Annotated in this window: 16 protein-coding genes and 3 tRNA genes; 12 read left to right on the top strand and 7 right to left on the bottom strand. The window is 72.9% G+C overall.

What is annotated here, in order from left to right; all coding sequences use genetic code 11:
• Positions 1-143: 143 nt before the first annotated feature.
• Together AC529_RS11130 and AC529_RS20135 are read left to right on the top strand one after the other, a co-directional pair.
• Positions 144-404 (top strand): PspC domain-containing protein, encoded by a 261-nt coding sequence (locus tag AC529_RS11130; RefSeq protein WP_068756331.1) that lies wholly within the window; start codon positions 144-146, stop codon positions 402-404.
• Entirely contained in the window at positions 401-541 is a 141-nt protein-coding gene (locus AC529_RS20135) for a hypothetical protein (RefSeq protein ID WP_157080188.1), read from the top strand. The genes AC529_RS11130 and AC529_RS20135 overlap by 4 nt, the downstream gene beginning before the upstream one ends.
• A 16-nt stretch (positions 542-557) precedes the next feature.
• Here AC529_RS20135 and AC529_RS11135 read toward each other — a convergent pair whose 3' ends face one another.
• The gene (locus tag AC529_RS11135) at positions 558-1922 is read right to left on the bottom strand and encodes an MFS transporter (protein ID WP_083948141.1); all 1365 of its coding nucleotides are present in this window, start codon (positions 1920-1922) and stop codon (positions 558-560) included.
• Positions 1923-2101: 179 nt separating this feature from the next.
• Positions 2102-2446 (bottom strand): metallopeptidase family protein, encoded by a 345-nt coding sequence (locus tag AC529_RS11140; protein ID WP_068756333.1) that lies wholly within the window; start codon positions 2444-2446, stop codon positions 2102-2104.
• A gap of 89 nt (positions 2447-2535) precedes the next feature.
• Here AC529_RS11140 and AC529_RS11145 point away from each other — a divergent pair, with 89 nt between their 5' ends.
• The 4 genes from AC529_RS11145 (at position 2536) to AC529_RS11160 (ending at position 4590) form a co-directional block, all read left to right on the top strand.
• Positions 2536-4128, top strand: a complete 1593-nt coding sequence (locus tag AC529_RS11145; protein ID WP_232306701.1) for a metallophosphoesterase family protein — start codon at positions 2536-2538, stop codon at positions 4126-4128.
• 103 nt (positions 4129-4231) lie between these two features.
• A tRNA-Glu gene (locus AC529_RS11150) sits at positions 4232-4304 on the top strand.
• Positions 4305-4416: 112 nt separating this feature from the next.
• A tRNA-Asp gene (locus AC529_RS11155) sits at positions 4417-4491 on the top strand.
• Positions 4492-4516: 25 nt separating this feature from the next.
• Positions 4517-4590, top strand: a tRNA-Phe gene (locus AC529_RS11160).
• A 165-nt stretch (positions 4591-4755) separates the two neighbouring features.
• On the opposite strand, the gene AC529_RS11165 is transcribed toward AC529_RS11160, so the two are convergent.
• The 3 genes from AC529_RS11165 to AC529_RS11175 form a co-directional block, all read right to left on the bottom strand.
• Complete coding sequence (locus tag AC529_RS11165) at positions 4756-4971, bottom strand: hypothetical protein (protein ID WP_068756334.1); 216 nt, start codon at positions 4969-4971, stop codon at positions 4756-4758.
• Positions 4972-5041: 70 nt separating this feature from the next.
• Complete coding sequence (locus AC529_RS11170) at positions 5042-5524, bottom strand: DivIVA domain-containing protein (protein WP_068756336.1); 483 nt, start codon at positions 5522-5524, stop codon at positions 5042-5044.
• 124 nt (positions 5525-5648) lie between these two features.
• Entirely contained in the window at positions 5649-5834 is a 186-nt protein-coding gene (locus tag AC529_RS11175; protein ID WP_068756338.1) for a hypothetical protein, read from the bottom strand.
• A gap of 196 nt (positions 5835-6030) precedes the next feature.
• Here AC529_RS11175 and AC529_RS11180 point away from each other — a divergent pair, with 196 nt between their 5' ends.
• The 3 genes from AC529_RS11180 to AC529_RS11185 are packed head-to-tail and all read left to right on the top strand — an operon-like array spanning position 6031 to position 9309.
• Positions 6031-6825, top strand: coding sequence for an ion transporter (locus AC529_RS11180; protein ID WP_083948143.1), 795 nt, complete (start codon positions 6031-6033; stop codon positions 6823-6825).
• Between the two features lie 46 nt (positions 6826-6871).
• Positions 6872-7060: a hypothetical protein gene (locus tag AC529_RS20140; protein WP_157080189.1), complete on the top strand. Its 189-nt coding sequence runs from the start codon at positions 6872-6874 to the stop codon at positions 7058-7060.
• Complete coding sequence (locus tag AC529_RS11185) at positions 7057-9309, top strand: heavy metal translocating P-type ATPase (protein WP_068756340.1); 2253 nt, start codon at positions 7057-7059, stop codon at positions 9307-9309. Before AC529_RS20140 ends, AC529_RS11185 begins: the two co-directional genes overlap by 4 nt.
• 26 nt (positions 9310-9335) lie before the next feature.
• Here the strand turns inward: AC529_RS11185 and AC529_RS11190 are convergent, their stop codons facing one another.
• Together AC529_RS11190 and AC529_RS11195 are read right to left on the bottom strand one after the other, a co-directional pair.
• On the bottom strand, positions 9336-9971 hold the full coding sequence (locus AC529_RS11190; RefSeq protein WP_068756342.1) for an AAA family ATPase: 636 nt from the start codon (positions 9969-9971) through the stop codon (positions 9336-9338).
• Between the two features lie 11 nt (positions 9972-9982).
• Positions 9983-10285 (bottom strand): TFIIB-type zinc ribbon-containing protein, encoded by a 303-nt coding sequence (locus tag AC529_RS11195; RefSeq protein WP_083948145.1) that lies wholly within the window; start codon positions 10283-10285, stop codon positions 9983-9985.
• A 245-nt stretch (positions 10286-10530) separates the two neighbouring features.
• Between AC529_RS11195 and AC529_RS11200 the strand changes: the two genes are divergently transcribed.
• From AC529_RS11200 to AC529_RS11210, 3 genes are all read left to right on the top strand, one after another.
• A complete protein-coding gene (locus AC529_RS11200; protein WP_068756346.1) occupies positions 10531-12201 on the top strand; it encodes a serine/threonine-protein kinase in 1671 nt (556 codons plus the stop codon).
• A gap of 680 nt (positions 12202-12881) precedes the next feature.
• Positions 12882-14084, top strand: a complete 1203-nt coding sequence (locus AC529_RS11205; protein WP_068756348.1) for a serine/threonine-protein kinase — start codon at positions 12882-12884, stop codon at positions 14082-14084.
• Positions 14085-14127: 43 nt separating this feature from the next.
• Positions 14128-16980 (top strand): FAD-binding and (Fe-S)-binding domain-containing protein, encoded by a 2853-nt coding sequence (locus AC529_RS11210; RefSeq protein WP_068756349.1) that lies wholly within the window; start codon positions 14128-14130, stop codon positions 16978-16980.
• Positions 16981-17633: the final 653 nt, after the last annotated feature.

Consider the following 17633-nt stretch of genomic DNA (forward strand, 5'->3'; position numbering starts at 1 on the left):
GCGGTCCCGGTGCGCCCCGAGGGAGCCGCAGTGCGGGGACCCCGGGACCGCGGGTCGGCTCTCCGCCCCTTCAGGGTCGGTTCAGGGACGCTCCAGGGTGCTTCCCGATGGGAAGAACCGCTCGTAGCGGGCAGGCTGAAGACATGAGCGAGAACCTGACGAGAAAGACCCTGCGACGCAGCAGGAGTAGCCGCATCCTCACCGGCGTGTGCGGGGGCATCGGCGAGTTCCTGCGCGTGGACCCCAACCTGATCCGGCTCGCCTTCGCCGTCTTCACCCTGCTGGGCGGCAGCGGCGTGCTGCTCTACCTCATCGCCTGGCTGGTGATCCCCGAGGAGGGCACGGGCTCCTCGGTGCTGGAGCACCTCATCCGCACCTTCCAGGGCAAGGAGTCCCGGCTGTGAGCTGGACCCTGCGCGCCCTGTCGGGGCGGGTCTCCCGGCTCCCCAGGGATCTGTTCCAGCGGGCGGGGGAGCCGGGAGACGACTCCGAGGCCGCACAGCGGTCCGAGGAGGAGCCCCGCAGGGACAAGGCCGAGTAGCCCGGCCGCGCCGCGGTCACTCCGGGCCGCCGTGCATCGCCTCCACGGCCCCGGCGGCCAGGCGGGACCAGGGCAGGGCCAGGGCCGCGGCGCCCACGGTGCCCACGACGCCGCCCACGGTGACCACCAGGTGAGGGCTGGTGTATTCCACCAGGAAGCTGGCCAGCGCGATGCCGATGCCCTGGGCGACCTGGAGGCCCGCCGCCACCAGGCCGAACGCCACGCCCCGGCCGACCGGGGGAGCGCACAGCACGAAGGTGGCGTTGGCCACGAACTGGTAGGAGGCGGCCATGCCGGAGACCACCAGGAGCAGCACCATCGCCCACAGCGGCGGCTGGAGGATCCAGACCGTCAGCGGGAGCGACGCGACCACGGCCAGCAGGCCCAGCAGGCGGGTGCGCACCCGCGGCGGGACCAGGCGGGTCAGCGGGAGCCCGCCCAGGACCGCCCCGATCGCCGGGGAGGCCATGATGAGCCCCGCGGTCGCCGGTCCGCCGCCGATCTCGGCGGCCATCGGGGTGGCGGTGCCGTAGGGGATGATGTAGCAGCCGGCGAGCCAGGCGAGCAGGGCCAGGGTGCGCAGCCGCGGGTCGCGGAAGACCAGGCGCGGCCCGTCCCGGGTGATCTGCCACAGGGTGGGGCGGTCGGACTCGGGGGAGGCGGCCGGGGCGGGCCGGGGCCGCACCCACAGCGTGACGATGGCCGCCGAGACGAGGAAGGTCAGCCCGTTGCCGAGCACGGCGGGGCGCGCGTCGACGAGGGCGACCAGGACCCCTCCGGCGGCCAGGCCGACCAGGGAGCCCGCCTGGGAGGTGACGTTGATCAGGGTGGACCCGGCGACGAAGCGCTCCCCCTGGGCGATCTGGGTGAGCAGTGCGGCCCGCGCGGCGCCGAAGGGGATGGTGGGCAGCACCGAGCAGAACAGCAGCAGCCAGATGACCTCCAGGGGCAGCCCGGGGATGCCGATGCACCCGACCAGGGCGGCGCGCACCAGGTCGCTGGCGATCATGACGCGGCGTCGGGGCAGCAGGTCGGCCAGGCCCGACAGCAGCGGCCCCGCGATCAGCGGCGGCAGGAACGTCAGCGCCAGGGTCAGGCCGGTGGCCAGCGCCGAGTCGGTGCGCTGGAACACCAGCACCGTGACGGCGATGTTCAGCAGGTAGTTGCCGGTGATCGAGAGGGCGTGAGCCAGCCACAGGGCCCGGAACTCGCCGAGGCGCAGCACGTCGCGGTAGCCTCGGCGCCAGTCGGAGGAGGGGGGGTCGGGGGATGCGGGGGAACCGGTGGGAGCGGGGTCGTCGATCGGGGGCAGCCGTTCGTGCCGGCCGTCGCTCTGTCGTGGAATGCCATGGCCGAAGCCGCCCGCCCGCGGATTGTGCACTCTTCGCCCATCCCTCGCGCTCAATCACTTTGAGTTGCTACTCGATGACATAGCGTCCCTGGTGAAGGCGGGATTGGCAAGCGGTTTATGGAAATATCGCGGACTTGTTTGTCGTTTTCCGTCGCCGAAACCGGGATCGGCTGATGGTGTCGAAGGTTGTCCCCGCAAATGACGACGGATCAGGACCAGCCGAGCTCGTGCAGCCGTTCGTCGTCGATGCCGAAGTGGTGGGCGATCTCGTGGACCACGGTGATCCGCACCTCCTCCACCACGTCCTCGGCGGTGTCGCAGATCGCGAGGATCTCCTTCCAGTAGATGAGGATCCGGTCCGGCAGCACCCCGCTGTAGCTGTCCCCCCGCTCGGTCAGCGGCACGCCCTCGTACAGCCCGAGCAGGCCCGGCTCGGGCGGGTCCTCGGCGAGGGTGATCACCACGTTGTCCATGTAGTCGGTCAGTTCGGGTGGAATGGAGTCCAGGGCGTCCGCGACGAGCTCTTCGAAGTGGCGGCGGGAGGTTTGGAGCACATCCCGTATTGTGCGCCACGGGGGTAGGGAAAGCGAAGGAGACCGGGCAGCGGCGTCCGGAAGCACTGGCGACCTGGGGAGGCGGCGCTGTGGAGCGGCGAGCGGTCCCGGCCTGGATCGGCCGGGCCTTCCACCGGGAGACCTGGCGGAGGCTGCGGGCCGGGCTCGGCCGGGTGCGCCGCGGGCGGTTCTGGCGCGCCGCGGCGGTGGTCCTCGCCGGGATCGTCGGCGGGTGGGTCGGGCTGGCCGTGGGTGGCCAGGTGCTCACCCCCGTCGGCCCGGCCGACGTCGACCTGAGCGTCAGCCCGTCGTGGCGCGGCGAGACCGTCATCAACATCGCCCCGCTGGGCAAGCTCGCCTTCGACACCCACGCCGCGCCGCTGCGCTTCGAGGCCACGATCGCCGAGATCCGGCTGGCCGCCGCCGAGGAGATGTTCCAGAACCCGGACTCGATCAACCGGCTCGGCGCGAGCATCGTCGCGGACCTGAAAGAGGGGGTCGTCGCCCTGGCCTGGCGGGCCGTGCTGTTCTCGGTGGGCACCGCGGCCCTGGTGTCCCTGCTGCTCTTCCGCAACTGGCTGCGCTGCCTGGGCAGCGCGCTCACCGCGCTGGCGATGCTGGCCGCGGCGGGCGGGGTGGCCTATCTCACCTTCAACCCGCGGGCGATCGCCGAGCCCCGCTACACCGGGCTGCTGGCGGGCGCCCCGCAGGTGGTGGGCAGCGCCGAGGACGTGATCAACCGCTTCTCCGAGTACCAGGCGCAACTGGCCGGACTGGTCGCCAACGTCTCGCAGTTGTACCAGGTGACGTCGGCGCTGCCGGTCTACGAGGAGGACCCCTCCACCATCCGGATCCTGCACGTCTCGGACCTGCACCTCAACCCGGCCGCCTGGGAGGTCGTCGGCTCGCTGGCCGAGCAGTTCCAGGTGGCCGCGGTGGTCGACTCCGGGGACATCAGCGACCGCGGCAGCGCCGCCGAGGACGTCTTCATGGACCGGATCGCCGACCTGGACGTCCCCTACGTGTGGGTGCGCGGCAACCACGACTCGATGGGCACCCAGCGCGCGGTCGCCGCCCAGCCCAACGCGGTGGTGCTGGACGACGACGTGGTGGAGGTGGCGGGGCTGCGCTTCTACGGCGCCGGGGACCCCCGCTACACCCCGGACAAGGCGCTGGACAACCCGACCGAGGAGGAGGTCGCCGCGATCGGCGCGGAGCAGGCGCGCCGTGTCGAGGAGGCCGGCGTGCCGGTGGACGTGGCGGTGCTGCACGACCCGTTGCAGGGCGAGGCGTTCAGCGGGCTGGTGCCGCTGGTGCTGTCCGGGCACGGCCACAACCGCTGGACACAGGTGCGCGAGACCGGCACCCGGTTCTTCGTGCAGGGCTCCACGGGCGGCGCGGGGCTGCGGGGCCTGGAGCACGACGAGCCCACCCCCTACCAGGCGTCGGTGCTCTACTTCGACGCCGAGACCAAGCGGTTGCAGGCGTGGGACGACATCACCCTGGGCGGTCTGGGCCTCAGCTCGGTGCAGATCGAGCGGCACCTGGAGGAGGACCCGGACCGGGAGATCACCCCCGCCGAGGAGACGGCGACGCCGTCGGGGACGGCCCCGCCCAGCCCCGAGGCCAGCGCCTCCCCCAGCCCGGTGCCGTCCCCCGGCGCCTCCGGGTCGCCAAGGTGACGTGCCGGGCAAACCGCTTTGGCACTTGGTCGCCGAGTCCCCTATGCTTAACCCGTCCCCGACGGAAGACGCAGCGGGAAATGACGGCTCGGTCGTCGTCGAGGCCCCCATCGTCTAGTGGCCTAGGACGCCGCCCTTTCAAGGCGGTAACGCGGGTTCGAATCCCGTTGGGGGTACGAACGGTCTGAAGCACTGTCGAAGTCTGGCAGAATGAAGACCGCGCGGAGGACGCGGAAGACCTGATAGAATCAGGAAAGACGCGGACAAAGCGGACAAAAAGAATAACAAGGTCCTGTGGAGCAGTTTGGAGTGCTCGCCACCCTGTCAAGGTGGAGGCCGCGGGTTCAAATCCCGTCAGGACCGCTCGGCTCACGTCAAGCGTGGCTGGGGCCAGGTAGCTCAGTTGGTACGAGCGTCCGCCTGAAAAGCGGAAGGTCGGCGGTTCGACCCCGCCCCTGGCCACTCCGACAAGCAGAACCAACGCCCGAGACCCTCACGGTCCCGGGCGTTTTCGGTGCGCGGCAACGGCGCCGCGTCAGCGGCCGACCCGCCGGGCGCACCGGCGAGCCCGTGCCGCTTGGGCGCCGGACCGGGGTCGCCTTCCCCGACCCCGGCGGCGCCGCCCGTTCACTCCTCGGAGGGCGGCTTCCCCTCCTCCCCCGCGTTCCGGCGGGCCAGGGCGGCCCCCAGGGCGGCGGAGAGGCCGGCGCCCAGCGCGAGGCCGACGCCGATGCCCGCTGCCAGGTTGTCCACGGCGATTCCGAAGGCGACGCCGAAGGGCAGCCCTGTCCCCAGTCCGGCCGCCGCTCCGGCCGCCGCGCCGTTGGTGTTCCTGCGGTCCATGACCACCTCCGCGTACCGTCGTCTCCGCCTTCGACGGCGGCGGCGGGGGACCGGTTCCCGCTGGGGGCCGTCACCCGGGCAGGCGGGGCAGGGTCTCTTTCAGCCAGGCGTCCACCTGGGCGCGGTCGTAGCCGAGTAGGGCCGGGCGCAGCTCCACGCCCTCGACCTCCGAGCGGGTCACGGGCGCGGTGGAGCCGTCCCCGGCGAGGGTGGCCGCGACGCGGCGCAGCAGCGGGTCGACCCGGCGGCGGTCGTAGCCGCGCAGCACCACGTCGAACACGGGGACCGAGTAGGCGCCGGGCAGCCGCACGCCCCCGGGCTCGGCGCGGCGCTCCTTGGGGGCCGCGCCCGTCGCCCCGGAGACCCAGCGGTCGACCTGGCCGCGGTCGTAGCCGCGCAGCACCACGGCGAAGGCCGGCCGCTCCGGAGGGGAGGTGCCGCCGTCGGCGGCGCGCAGTCGTGCGACGAACTCGTCCACCTGGGCGCGGTCGTAGCCGCGCAGGACGACGTCGAAGGACGGGGTAGGGACACTGTCGTGGGGGGTTTCGCCCATATGCACTCTTTTCTGAATTTTTGATCATCTAATCACATACAGTGGTTGTTCCCCTCCCGTTGCGCGACCAGAGCCGCACGGCGCCCGGACGTGTCCCCGTCGCGCCCGGACGCACCGTGCGCGGTCACCTGTCGGGATCGCGCCTGCCGAACAGCACGCCCAGGACGATCCCGGTGCTCGAACCGGCCGCGAAACCGACCCCGATCCCCACGGGCAGCACCCCGAACGCCAGGCCCACCAGGCTGCCCAGCGCGATCCCCATCCCGGTGCCGATGCCCAGACCCAGCGGAATCGACTGCTTCTGCTCCATCGGGCTCCCTCCTCCGTGACCCGCCTCTACCCCTCCGATGCCCGCAGAGCGCACAGAGTTCCGGACCGGTCGCGGAAAGCAGCCGGAAGGGAAGGAGAACAGGGGATTTCAGGGAGTCCCAGGAATCCCAGGGGTAACAGGCGCTCAGTAATCTCTCATCCGCCGAATTCGCCGTAGCGACCGAGAGCGGAGAACCGTGATCGCACCCGAACGCGTCCGCGATCTTGTTGACGCACGCTGGTTCCAGTCGAGCATCATCGCGCTGATCGCGGTGAACGCACTGGTCCTGGGAGTCGAGACCTCACCGGGGGCGATGTCGGACTACGGCCCCCTGCTGCGCCTGGTGGACCTGACGATCCTGCTGTTCTTCGTCGTCGAGCTGGCCCTGCGCATCTACGCCTACCGCGGGGCCTTCTTCGCCGACCCGTGGAACTGGTTCGACCTGATCATCGTCGGGATCGCCCTGGTGCCCACCTCGGGGCCGTTCGCCGTGCTGCGGATGCTGCGGGTGCTGCGGATGCTCCGCCTGCTGTCGGTGGTCCCCAGCCTGCGCCACGTCGTCGCCGGCCTGCTCAAGGGCCTGCCCGGCATGGCCTCCATCGCGCTGCTGGTCACCCTGCTGCTGTACGTGGCGGCGGTCATGGCCACCCAGATGTTCCGCGACGTCTCCCCCGACTACTTCGGGGACATGTTCACCTCCCTGTTCACCCTGTTCCAGATCATGACCGGGGACAGTTGGGGGGAGATCGCCAAGACCGTCACCGAGCACGAACCGCTGGCGTGGGTCTTCTTCGTCGGCTACATCCTCGCCTCCACCTTCATCGCGCTGAACCTGTTCATCGCGGTCGCGGTGGAGGCGCTGGAGCACGAGGGCGACGACGAGAAGGAGGCCGCGCAGGACGTGCGGCGCGAGGAGATCCTCACCGAGCTGCGGGCGCTGCGCGCCGAGGTCGCCGAGCTGCGCGCGCTCGCCCGCCAGTCGGACGGCTGACCGCGCACCCGCCCCCGGGAATACCCTGTGGGGGTATATTGCTTCCGTGGGGGAAGCCGCTGCGGCGGGCAGCGGACAGCGGGAGGAGGCAGGAGTGAGCGTGCTGGGAAGGCTCGGGGTCTACGGGCTGGTGCTCGCCGCCGTGTTCGGAGCCGCCTTCTGGGCGGGGACGCTGGTCGGCCCGCTCGGCCCCGCGGACGCGCCCGCGGCCGTGCACGAGCAGGAGGACCGATGAACAGCGACACCGCCCGCGGCACCAGCCGGATCGAACTGTCGGTCGGCGGCATGACCTGCGCCTCCTGCGCCAACCGGATCGAACGCAAGCTCAACAAGCTCGACGGGGTCACCGCCAGCGTCAACTACGCCACCGAGAAGGCGACGGTGGAGTACGGCGGCGCAGTCACCCCCGAGGACCTGGTCGCCGCGATCGAGAAGGCCGGATACACCGCCGCCCTGCCCGAACCGCCCCGCGACGAGCAGGCCGCCGAGGACCCCGAGGACGCCCGCCTGCGCGCGCTGCGCACCCGGCTCCTGGTCAGCGCCGTGCTGTCCGTCCCGGTGATCGCCCTGTCGATGGTCCCGGCATTGCAGTTCACCTACTGGCAGTGGGCCTCGCTGGCCCTGGCCGCGCCGGTCGTGGTGTGGGGCGCCCTGCCCTTCCACACCGCCGCCTGGAAGAACCTCCGCCTGGGCGAGGCCACCATGGACACGCTGGTGTCCATGGGCACCCTGGCCGCCTTCGCCTGGTCGCTGTACGCCCTGTTCCTCGGCGACGCGGGCATGCCCGGCACGATGGAGCCCTTCGCGTTCACCCTCTCCCGCACCGGCGGCTCCGACGCCGTCTACCTGGAGGTCGCCGCCGGGGTCACCACCTTCATCCTCGCCGGACGCTACTTCGAGGCCCGCGCCAAGCGCACCGCCGGAGCCGCGCTGCGCGCCCTGATGGACCTGGGCGCCAAGGAGGTCACCGTCCTGCGCGACGGCCGCGAGACCCGCGTCCCGGTCGACCGGCTCGCCGTCGGCGACCGCTTCGTGGTGCGCCCCGGTGAGAAGATCGCCACCGACGGCGTGGTGGAGGAGGGCGCCTCCGCGGTCGACGCGAGCATGCTCACCGGCGAGTCCGTGCCGGTCGAGGTCGGCGTCGGTGACGCCGTGGTGGGGGCCACGGTGAACGCGGGCGGACGCCTGGTGGTGCGCGCCACCCGCGTGGGCGCCGACACCCAGCTCGCGCAGATGGCCCGCCTGGTGGAGCAGGCGCAGAGCGGCAAGGCCGCGGTGCAGCGGCTCGCCGACCGCATCTCCGGCGTGTTCGTGCCCGTCGTCATCGCCCTGGCGGTGGCCACCCTCGGCTTCTGGCTGGGCACCGGCGGCCCCGTGGAGGCGGCGTTCACCGCGGCCGTGGCCGTGCTCATCATCGCCTGCCCGTGCGCGCTGGGCCTGGCCACCCCCACCGCGCTGCTGGTCGGCACCGGCCGCGGCGCCCAGCTCGGCATCCTCATCCGGGGACCCGAGGTGCTGGAGAGCACCCGCCGCGTCGACACGGTCGTGCTCGACAAGACCGGCACCGTCACCACCGGCACCATGACCCTGGCCGGCGTGGTCGCCGCCGACGGCGAGGACGAGGCCGAGGTGCTGCGCCTGGCCGGGGCCGTGGAGCACGCCTCCGAGCACCCGGTCGCCCGGGCCGTGGCCCGCGGCGCCGCCGACCGCCTCGGCGACCTGCCGCCGGTGGCCGACTTCGCCGCCACCGCCGGACTGGGCGTGCAGGGCGTGGTCGAGGGCCGCGCGGTCGTCGTCGGACGCGCCGCGCTGCTCGCCGAGTGGGCCGTGGAGCTGCCCGAGGAGCTGGCGCGGGCCGCCGAGGAGGCCGAGGCCGGGGGGCGCACCGCCGTCGCGGTCGCCTGGGACGGCCGGGCGCGCGGCGTCCTCACCGTCGCCGACGAGGTCAAGCCCACCAGCGCCGAGGCCGTGGCCCGGCTGCGTCGGCTGGGCCTGCGGCCGATCCTGCTCACCGGCGACAACGCGACCGTGGCGCGCACGGTCGCCGAGCGGGTCGGCATCGACGAGGTCGTCGCCGAGGTCCTGCCCGCCGACAAGGTCGACGTGGTCAAGCGGTTGCAGGACGAGGGCCGCACGGTGGCGATGGTCGGCGACGGGGTCAACGACGCCGCCGCCCTGGCCCAGGCCGACCTGGGACTGGCCATGGGCACCGGCACCGACGCCGCCATCGAGGCCGCCGACCTCACCCTGGTCCGCGGCGACCTGCGCGCCGCGGCCGACGCCATCCGCCTGTCGCGGCGCACCCTGGCGATCATCAAGGGCAACCTGTTCTGGGCCTTCGCCTACAACGTGGCCGCGCTGCCGCTGGCCGCCGTCGGCCTGCTCAACCCGATGATCGCGGGCGGGGCCATGGCGCTGTCCAGCGTCTTCGTGGTCTCCAACAGCCTGCGGCTGCGCGGCTTCCGCCCCTCCGCCGCGGACTGACCCGGCGCGGCGGCGGTCCGTCCCGGTCAGCCCCCGGGGAAGGGCTGCCCGGTGATCCAGGCGCACACGGCCCTGGCGGTCTGCGCCACGGAGGCGTGCGTGGTGTCCAGCAGCTCCACGGGCGGGGACATGGTCGCGGCGTTCTGCCGGATCCACTCCGCGTACTCCAGCATCTCCGCGATGCGCGGCTCGTCCCAGCACCGCCAGGCGGGGCGGGCGCGCAGCCGCTCGGCGAGCACCTGCGGGTCGCACATCAGGGACAGGTAGCGGATCTCGGAGAACAGCGCCCGCTCCGGCAGCGGCTCGAACTCCGGGGGCACGACCGTGCCGCACAGCACGACGGGCCGCCCGCTCTGGTGGATCATCGCGGCCATCCGCAGCCAGGTGGACCGGAACAGCCGGTGGTCGGGCGAGTGGTCGCGCAGCCCGCCCACCCACAGCACGTCCTGCTCCACCACCACGTAGCGGTCGGACAGCCACTCAGTCAGCAGCCGCCCCACCGTGGACTTGCCGGTGCCGCTGGGGCCGGTCACGGAGAACAGCGGGAGCCTGCGGAACGGCTGCCGGTGCCCGCACTCGGTGCAGCGGAGCACCGGCCCGTCCGGCTCGACCACGGGCGTGTCCGTGTACGCGCCGCAGCGGGCGCAGATCATCAGGTTCACGGACCGGTGGTCTAGTCGAACAGCTCCTCGAGGAAGCTCTTGCGGCGCCGCTTGTAGCCGTAGGGGCCGGGGGAGTCGGCGTAGTAGCCGTAGGGGGCGGGGGAGTCCGGCCGGTGGTGGTAGGCCGGAGGGGGCGGTGCGCCGTGGGGCGGAGGCGGCGGCGGGGGAGGAGCGTAGTGGCGCTGCTCGGCGGCGACGATCTGCTCCAACTCGCCGGCGTCGAGGAAGATGCCCCGGCACCGTTCGCACTGGTCGATGTGGACGCCCATGCGGTCGAAGGTGCGCATGCGGCCTTGGCACTTAGGACAAATCACGGTGCCATCGTATGCGGCGCGGCGCCGGGGCGGGCAAGGCCGCCGGGCAAACCGCGCGACCAAAACCGGTTGCTCCGCTTTCGTCGTCAAAAGACCGCAGGTCGGCCCGGTTTTTCCAACGGAACGGAGACGAAGGCGGCGACAGCGCCCGCAGGAATGGGGATGTGGGGGGCTGATCCTTCTAAAATCCGGATGGGGCGCCGCACCGGTAGGCCGCGCCAGCACCAGGACCGAGGAAGCCGCCGATGAGCAATGATTCCCCCCGACCCCCCGATTTCCTGCTTGCCGGTCGCTACCGGCTGCACAGTCTCATCGGTGAGGGAGGGATGGGGCGCGTCTGGGAAGGGATCGACGAACTCCTGGACCGGCCGGTGGCCATCAAGGAGCTCACCATCAACGAGCACCTGCCACCGCAGGAGATCGAGGTCCTGCGCGCCCGCATGCTGCGGGAGGCCCGCAGCGCAGCCCAGCTCAGCCACCCGTCGATCATCACCGTCTTCGACGTGGTGGAGAAGGACGGATTCCCGTGGATCGTCATGGAGCTCGTCCAGGGCCGCTCCCTCAGCCAGATCATCAAGGAGGAGGGGACCATCACCCCGGAGCGGGCCGCCAACATCGGGCTCCAGGTGGCCGCGGCGCTGTCGGTGGCCCACCAGCGGGGGATCGTCCACCGCGACATCAAGCCCGGCAACGTGCTCGTGGCCCGCGGGGACCGGGCCGTCCTCACCGATTTCGGCATCGCCTACCTGGAGGGCAGCAGCAAGCTGACCCGCACGGGCAGCCTGCTCGGCTCGCCCAGCTACCTGGCGCCCGAGCAGGCGCGGGGCGAGCCCGCCAGCCCGGCCGCGGACATGTGGGCGCTGGGCACCACCCTGTATGCGGCCGTCCACGGCAAGCCGCCGTTCCAGCGCGCCACGCCCATGGCGACGCTCACCGCGGTCGTGGTCGACGAGGTGCCCCCGCCGGTGCAGGCGGGGCCGCTGCGCCCGCTGCTGGAGCGGCTGCTGGACAAGGACCCGCAGGGCCGCCCCACGGTCCATGAGGCCGTCGAGGAGTTGCAGCGGGTGGTGATGAGCGCGTCCCCGACGGGCTCGTCGAGCTCCTCGCGCCCTGTCCGCGAGGCCCCCGAGTCCGAGTCGGACCCCACCATGACCGTCGACGACACCAGCGCGCTGGCGCTGGACGAGGCGCCGCAGGAGCAGCCGGGGCGGCGCGGCGGCGGGCTGGTCACCGCCGGCCTGGTGGCCCTGGCGCTGGTCGTTGTGGTGTCGGTGATCACCGCCGTGGTGCTGCTGGTGCCCCCGGCGCTGGGCAGCCGCTCGGGCGGCGACCAGGCGGAGACCACCTCCCACGAGGAGACCGTCGAACCGGAGCCGGAGTCCGACGGGCAGCAGGCCGCGCCGGAGGAGCCGTCCCAGCCCGCCCCGGAGGACGGCGACAAGGACGACAGGGACGACGGCGACGACTACTCCGGCCCGCCGCTGACCCGGCACGAGGACTCCACCGGCTTCTCCCTGGACGTCCCGGAGGGCTGGTCGGTGGAGCGGCGGGGCAGCAGCGTCTTCTTCCGCAACCCCGACGGCGGCTACCTCCAGGTCGACCAGACCGACTCGCCCGGCGACGACGCCAAGGAGGACTGGGAGAACCAGGCGCGCGGGGCCTCCGGCCGCTTCTCGAACTACGACCTGATCGGCATCGAGTACAGCGACCACCCGTCCATGGAGCGCTACGTCACCGCCTCGGACTGGGAGTTCACCTTCACCAGCAACGGCCGCCAGATGCACGCGGTCAACCGCGGCTTCCACACCGAGAAGAAGGGGTACGCGCTGTTCCTGGTCTACCCGGAGGACGACTGGGAGGAGACCGGCGCGGCGCTGCTGGACCGGATGTCGGAGAGCTTCGAGCCCGCCGAGTGAGCCGAGTCGGACGGGGACAGGAGTGAAGAGACGGGAAAGAGGGTAAGGAGAGGGCAAAAAGAAGTCGGGGCCGGGGCGCCCGCACGCACCCCGGCCCCTGGGTGGCTCAAGTCTCCAGGCGAGCTCTAGGTGGCGAAGAGTCAGGGCGCCCGCACGCACCCCAACCCTTCCAGGGCTGGCTCAAGCCATCGGAGACGAGCCCTTCGGGGGGTGAAGAGCCGGGGCGCCCGCACGCACCCCGGCCCCTCTGGGAGTGGCTCAAGTGGGGGTGAGCCATCCTCGGTGAAGGTTCCGGTCCGACCGGGTCGGCCCTCCCGGGAAGGGCCGCCGGTCAGAGGGGGGCTCAAAGACCTCCTGTTGGGGGATGAACGGTGGCCACCCTGAGGATGGGAGGAGTGGAGGAAGGCGGCCACCGCCCAACAAGGGATCTTCTCCTGACCTTTTGGGAGCGCTCCCAAGCGGTCGATACCCATTATTTGTGGCACGCTTCATAGATGTCAATGGGTTCAGTAGGGAAAGTTGAGGTTTTCCCCTTTCACCCTGTGATCAGCGGAAATGGCAGACCCTCCGCCCCGCGGGAAGTTGAAAACGGGAAAAACCACCCCCTCCAGAGGGAACCAGCGGTTCGGAAACCGCGTCCAACCGGTTGCCACCGAACCGGTAGGGCAAGGAGGGAGCCGATGGTCGCCGCGCTCACCGAGCACCCCGAGGCGGTCTGGGCCGGAGCCGCCGCCCAGGCGGTCCTCGCCGCCGCGGTCCCCGACCTCTCCCACCTCGGATTCTGGTGCGGCCGGGACGGACTCTCCACCGGCCTGCTCAGCATCGACGCCGGCACCGGCTACTGGGGCATGAGCTGGGTCCAGGGCGGCCGCGCCGTGATCTACGGCCGCGACCACCACAGCGACACCCACCTCCACGTTCCCCCCGTCGACCTGCTCGCCGGCGCCCCCGACTGGCTGCCCTGGGACTGGCTCCACGACGTCATGACGGAACTCGACACCGTCGCCTACGTCTTCTGGTGGAACGGCACCGCCTGGGCCCGCGCCCCCCACCCCGCAGACGCCGACCCCGGCCAGTGCCACAGCAGCGGCCGCGTCGAGGAGGCCTACCTCGACCTGGTCGACCCCCACCGCTACCGGGACGCCGTGCGCGCCCTCGACGACCTCCACCGCGCCGCCCGCGACCGCACCGTCACCCGCGCCCACGTCGACGCCCTCACCCGCCTGCTCGACGAGACCGCCCTCACCCGCGAACCCGACCCGCGCGCCGCCCTCGACACCGCCCGCACCTGCGGCGTCGCCCCCGGCGCCACCCGCCCCGAACTGCCCGCCGGACACGGCGAACCCGCCGACCGCCGCGTCGTCTTCACCGGCGCCCCCCAGCGCCTCCTCTCCACCGCCATGCGCCAGGCCGCCGAACAGCACCGCCCCCCACCCGACCCCGGCACCGCCCTGGACCGGGTCGCCGACTGGCTGCGCGCCCGCCACCCCGACGGCATCGCCGTCGCCTACCTCGGCGACCACGACCCCCACCCCGCCACCGCCGCCCGCAGCGGCTTCCTCGACCCCGACGGCCGCCCCGTCGACCCCGAACTCTCCGACCTCCTCACCGCCTGGCGCACCGCGGAAACCCACCCCGAACACGGCTCCTGGCTCTACGCCCGCATCCGCCCCACCGCCACCGGAGCCCGCGCCGACCGCGCCTACGACCGCCTGCCCGACTGGTGGCCCACCGCCGCCGTCCTGCACACCCAGTGGCAGGCGCTGCGCGCCGAGATGCGCGCCCGCCACCCCCGCTGGCGGCCCGACTGGGCGCCCCTCCTGGAAGACGACCTCCGCAAGACCGGCATCCCCCCGCACCTGTGCTGGCGCCCCGGCCCCTGACCCCGGCACCGGTGCCGGGGCCGAGGCGGGGTAGACGTGGACCATGACCACCGTCGCATCCCAGGAACACGCCTCCCTCGCCGCCGACCTCGCCGCCGCCGTCCGCGGCGAAGTCGACTTCTCCCCCCTGGCCCGGGCCCTCTACTCCGCAGACGCCTCCATCTACCGCCGTGCCCCCCTCGGCGTCGTCCACCCCCGCGACACCGACGACATCGCGGCCGTCCTGGAGATCTGCCGGACCGCCGGAGTCGGCGTCACCCTGCGCGGCGGCGGCACCTCCTGCGGCGGACAGGCCCTCGGCTCCGGCGTGGTCGTCGACACCTCCCGCCACCTCAACCGCGTCCTCAGCGTCGACCCCGAAGCCCGCCGCGCCGTCGTCCAACCCGGAACCGTCCTCGCCACCCTGCGCGCCGCCGTCGCCGCCCACGGCCTCACCTTCGGCCCCGACCCCTCCACCCACAACCGCTGCACCCTCGGCGGCATGATCGGCAACAACGCCTGCGGCGCCCACTCGGTGGCCTGGGGCACCACCGCCGACAACGTCGCCGCCCTCGACGTCGTCACCGCCGACGGGCGCCGCCGCACCGTCACCGCCGACCGCATCACCACCCCCGACGGCCTGCCCGACCGCACCCTCACCGCCGCCCTCGACGACGTCGCCGCCCGCCACCTCGCCCCCATCCGCACCGAACTGGGCCGCTTCAGCAGACAGGTCTCCGGCTACCCCCTCCAGCACCTGCTCCCCGAACGCCGCAACTACGCGCGCAGCCTCGTCGGCACCGAGGGCGGCTGCGCCGTCGTCACCTCCGCCACCCTCGACCTCGTGCCCGCCCCCGCCGCCCGCGCCCTCCTCCTCGTCGGCTGCGCCGACCGCTACGCCGCCGCCGAGATCGCCCACGAGTTCCTCGCCTACCACCCGCTCACCGTGGAGGGCATGGACACCGAACTCCTCGGCCCCCGCGTCGCCGACCTGCCCGACGGCGGCGCCTGGCTCTACGTCGAGTTCGGCGGCGACACCCCCGGCGAGGCCGAGGCCGCCGCCCGCCGCGCCGAACGCGCCTTCGCCCCCCACGTCCGCTCCACCCTCGTCGTCACCGACCCCGCCGACCGCGCCCGGCTGTGGCGCATCCGCGAGGACGCCGCCGGACTCGCCACCCGCCCGCCCACCGGCGACGAGGCCTGGCCCGGCTGGGAGGACGCCGCCGTCCCCGCCGAGAACCTCGCCGCCTACCTGCGCGACTTCGACGCCATCTGCCGCGAGGAGGGCCTGCGCGGACCCGTCTACGGCCACTTCGGCGAAGGCTGCCTGCACGTGCGCCTCAACACCGACCTGACCACCCCCGACGGCGTGGCCCGCTACCGCCGCTTCGCCGAGGCCGTCTGCGACGCCGTGGTCCGCCACGGCGGCGTGCCCTCCGGCGAGCACGGCGACGGCCAGGCCCGCTCCGAACTGCTCTCCCGTGTCTACTCGCCCGCCCTGCTCGCCGCGTTCGCCGACACCAAACACGCCTGGGACCCCGACGACACCCTCAACCCCGGCGCGGTCGTACGGCCCCGCCCCCTCGACGCCGACGTGCGCCCCCTCGCCATGGCCGAACCCGTCCGCACCGTCCTCCACCTCGCCGAGGACCGCGACGACTTCGCCCGCGCCGTGCGCCGCTGCGTCGGCGTCGGCAGGTGCCGCGCCCACACCGGCGCGATGTGCCCCAGCTACCAGGTCACCCGCGACGAGAAGGACTCCACCCGGGGCCGCGCCCGCGTCCTGGGCGAGATGCTCGCCGGACAGGTCGTCACCGACGGCTGGCGCTCCGCCGAGGTGCGCGAGGCCCTGGAACTGTGCCTGTCCTGCAAGGCGTGCGCCAAGGAGTGCCCGGTCGGCGTGGACATGGCCGCCTACAAGTCCGAGTTCCTCCACCACCACTACCGGGGACGGCTCCGCCCCCGCACCCACTACACGCTCGGCTGGCTGCCCCTCTGGCTGAAACCCGCCGGACTCCTGCCCGGGCTCGTCAACGCCGCCGCCCTCTCCCCGCTGGCCGCACTCCTCAAACGGGCCGCCGGGATCGACCGGCGCCGGGCGCTGCCCGTCTTCGCCTCCCGCCGCCGGCGGCGCGCCGCCCGCGTCGACCGCGTCCCCCTGCGGCGCGGCTTCACCACCGACCGGCCGCGCGCGGTGCTGTGGACCGACAGCTTCAACCCCGCCTTCTCCCCGGAGGTGCTCGCCGACGGCCGCGCGGTGCTGCGGGACGCGGGCTGGGAGGTGCTCGACAGTCCGGCCCGCCTGTGCTGCGGGCTCACCTGGACCTCCACCGGCCAGCTCGGCACGGCGCGGGCCGCCGCGGCGCGCACGGTGCGCGCCCTGCTGCCCGCCGTGCGCGCGGGCGCGGTCGTGGTCGGCCTGGAGCCGAGCTGCACCGAGCAGTTGCGCCGGGAGCTGCCCCGCCTGCTCGGCACCGCCGAGGCCGCCGAGGTCGCAGGCGCGGTCCGCACCCTCGCCCAGGCGCTCGCCGAGTTCACCCCCGACTGGCAGCCGCCCCGCATCGGAGGGCGCGTGGTCGCCCAGGTCCACTGCCACCAGAACGCCGGATCCGGCTGGCAGGCCGAACGAGCCCTCCTGGAACGCGCCGGAGCGCGCGTCGAGGTCCCCCAGGCGGCCTGCTGCGGCCTCGCCGGCGACTTCGGCTTCGCCGAAGGCCACTACGAGGTGTCCATGGCCTGCGCAGAACAGGGCCTCCTCCCCGCGGTCCGTGCCGCAGGCGAGGAGGACACGGTGCTCACGGAGGGCTTCAGTTGCCGCATCCAGGTAGCCCAGGCCCACCCCCAGGCCACCCCGGTCCACCTGGCCACCCTCCTCCGGGGAAGGGAAGTGCGGAAAGGGGGAGAAAGGGGCAAATAACCACAAACATCCCTTTTGGGAAAAGGTGGGCACCGGGTCCCGGGGCGGTGCCTGTCAGAGGAAGAAAGAGAGGCGCTGGTTCCCCAGGAGGTGAACCGCCAGGGAAAGGGAGTCGGCGGGCTTCCGGGGGAAGCGCTCCGGAGAGCCGACAACCCCTCAGGCACCGGCGCGCCCCTCAAGGCTGCCGGGCCTCCCGGCAGGAGCAGACCGGAGGCTTCCCCGCCCGCATCGCCCCCACCCCCGGGGCCCCGTCAGCGGCTCCAGCACCCGACCGCCCGCTCGGAACGCCAGTGTTCTTCCGCCAAAATTGGTCTAAGGTGACTGACGGGCTGAGACTGCCTGCAAGGTTGATCACGGCAAGATAACGCCCCGAAAAACCGCAGGTCAGTTTCTGTGCTCCCCACGCACGTGGGGATGGTCCGGGGCGCGCTCACGCGGACCACTCCCCCCAGTCGTGCTCCCCACGCACGTGGGGATGGTCCTCCGCGTACCGTTGGCTCCCCAGAGAACCATGCGTGCTCCCCACGCACGTGGGGATGGTCCGCCGAACGCGACGCCGCGATCCGCGCCGCCGCCGTGCTCCCCACGCACGTGGGGATGGTCCGGCCTACGCGGGGGTGCAGATGGCGTGGCCCGAGTGCTCCCCACGCACG

The sequence above is a fragment of the Thermobifida cellulosilytica TB100 genome (assembly GCF_001517975.1).
GTDB classification, from domain to species: domain Bacteria; phylum Actinomycetota; class Actinomycetes; order Streptosporangiales; family Streptosporangiaceae; genus Thermobifida; species Thermobifida cellulosilytica.

What these genes read in the sequence shown, in the direction of transcription:
- AC529_RS11165 (WP_068756334.1), bottom strand. Translation starts at nt 4,971, where the DNA reads ATGGACCGCAGGAACACCAACGGCGCGGCGGCCGGAGCGGCGGCCGGA.
- AC529_RS11175 (WP_068756338.1), bottom strand. Translation starts at nt 5,834, where the DNA reads ATGGAGCAGAAGCAGTCGATTCCGCTGGGTCTGGGCATCGGCACCGGG.
- AC529_RS11130 (WP_068756331.1), top strand. Translation starts at nt 144, where the DNA reads ATGAGCGAGAACCTGACGAGAAAGACCCTGCGACGCAGCAGGAGTAGC.
- AC529_RS11205 (WP_068756348.1), top strand. Translation starts at nt 12,882, where the DNA reads ATGGTCGCCGCGCTCACCGAGCACCCCGAGGCGGTCTGGGCCGGAGCC.
- AC529_RS11200 (WP_068756346.1), top strand. Translation starts at nt 10,531, where the DNA reads ATGAGCAATGATTCCCCCCGACCCCCCGATTTCCTGCTTGCCGGTCGC.
- AC529_RS11210 (WP_068756349.1), top strand. Translation starts at nt 14,128, where the DNA reads ATGACCACCGTCGCATCCCAGGAACACGCCTCCCTCGCCGCCGACCTC.
- AC529_RS11185 (WP_068756340.1), top strand. Translation starts at nt 7,057, where the DNA reads ATGAACAGCGACACCGCCCGCGGCACCAGCCGGATCGAACTGTCGGTC.
- AC529_RS11170 (WP_068756336.1), bottom strand. Translation starts at nt 5,524, where the DNA reads ATGGGCGAAACCCCCCACGACAGTGTCCCTACCCCGTCCTTCGACGTC.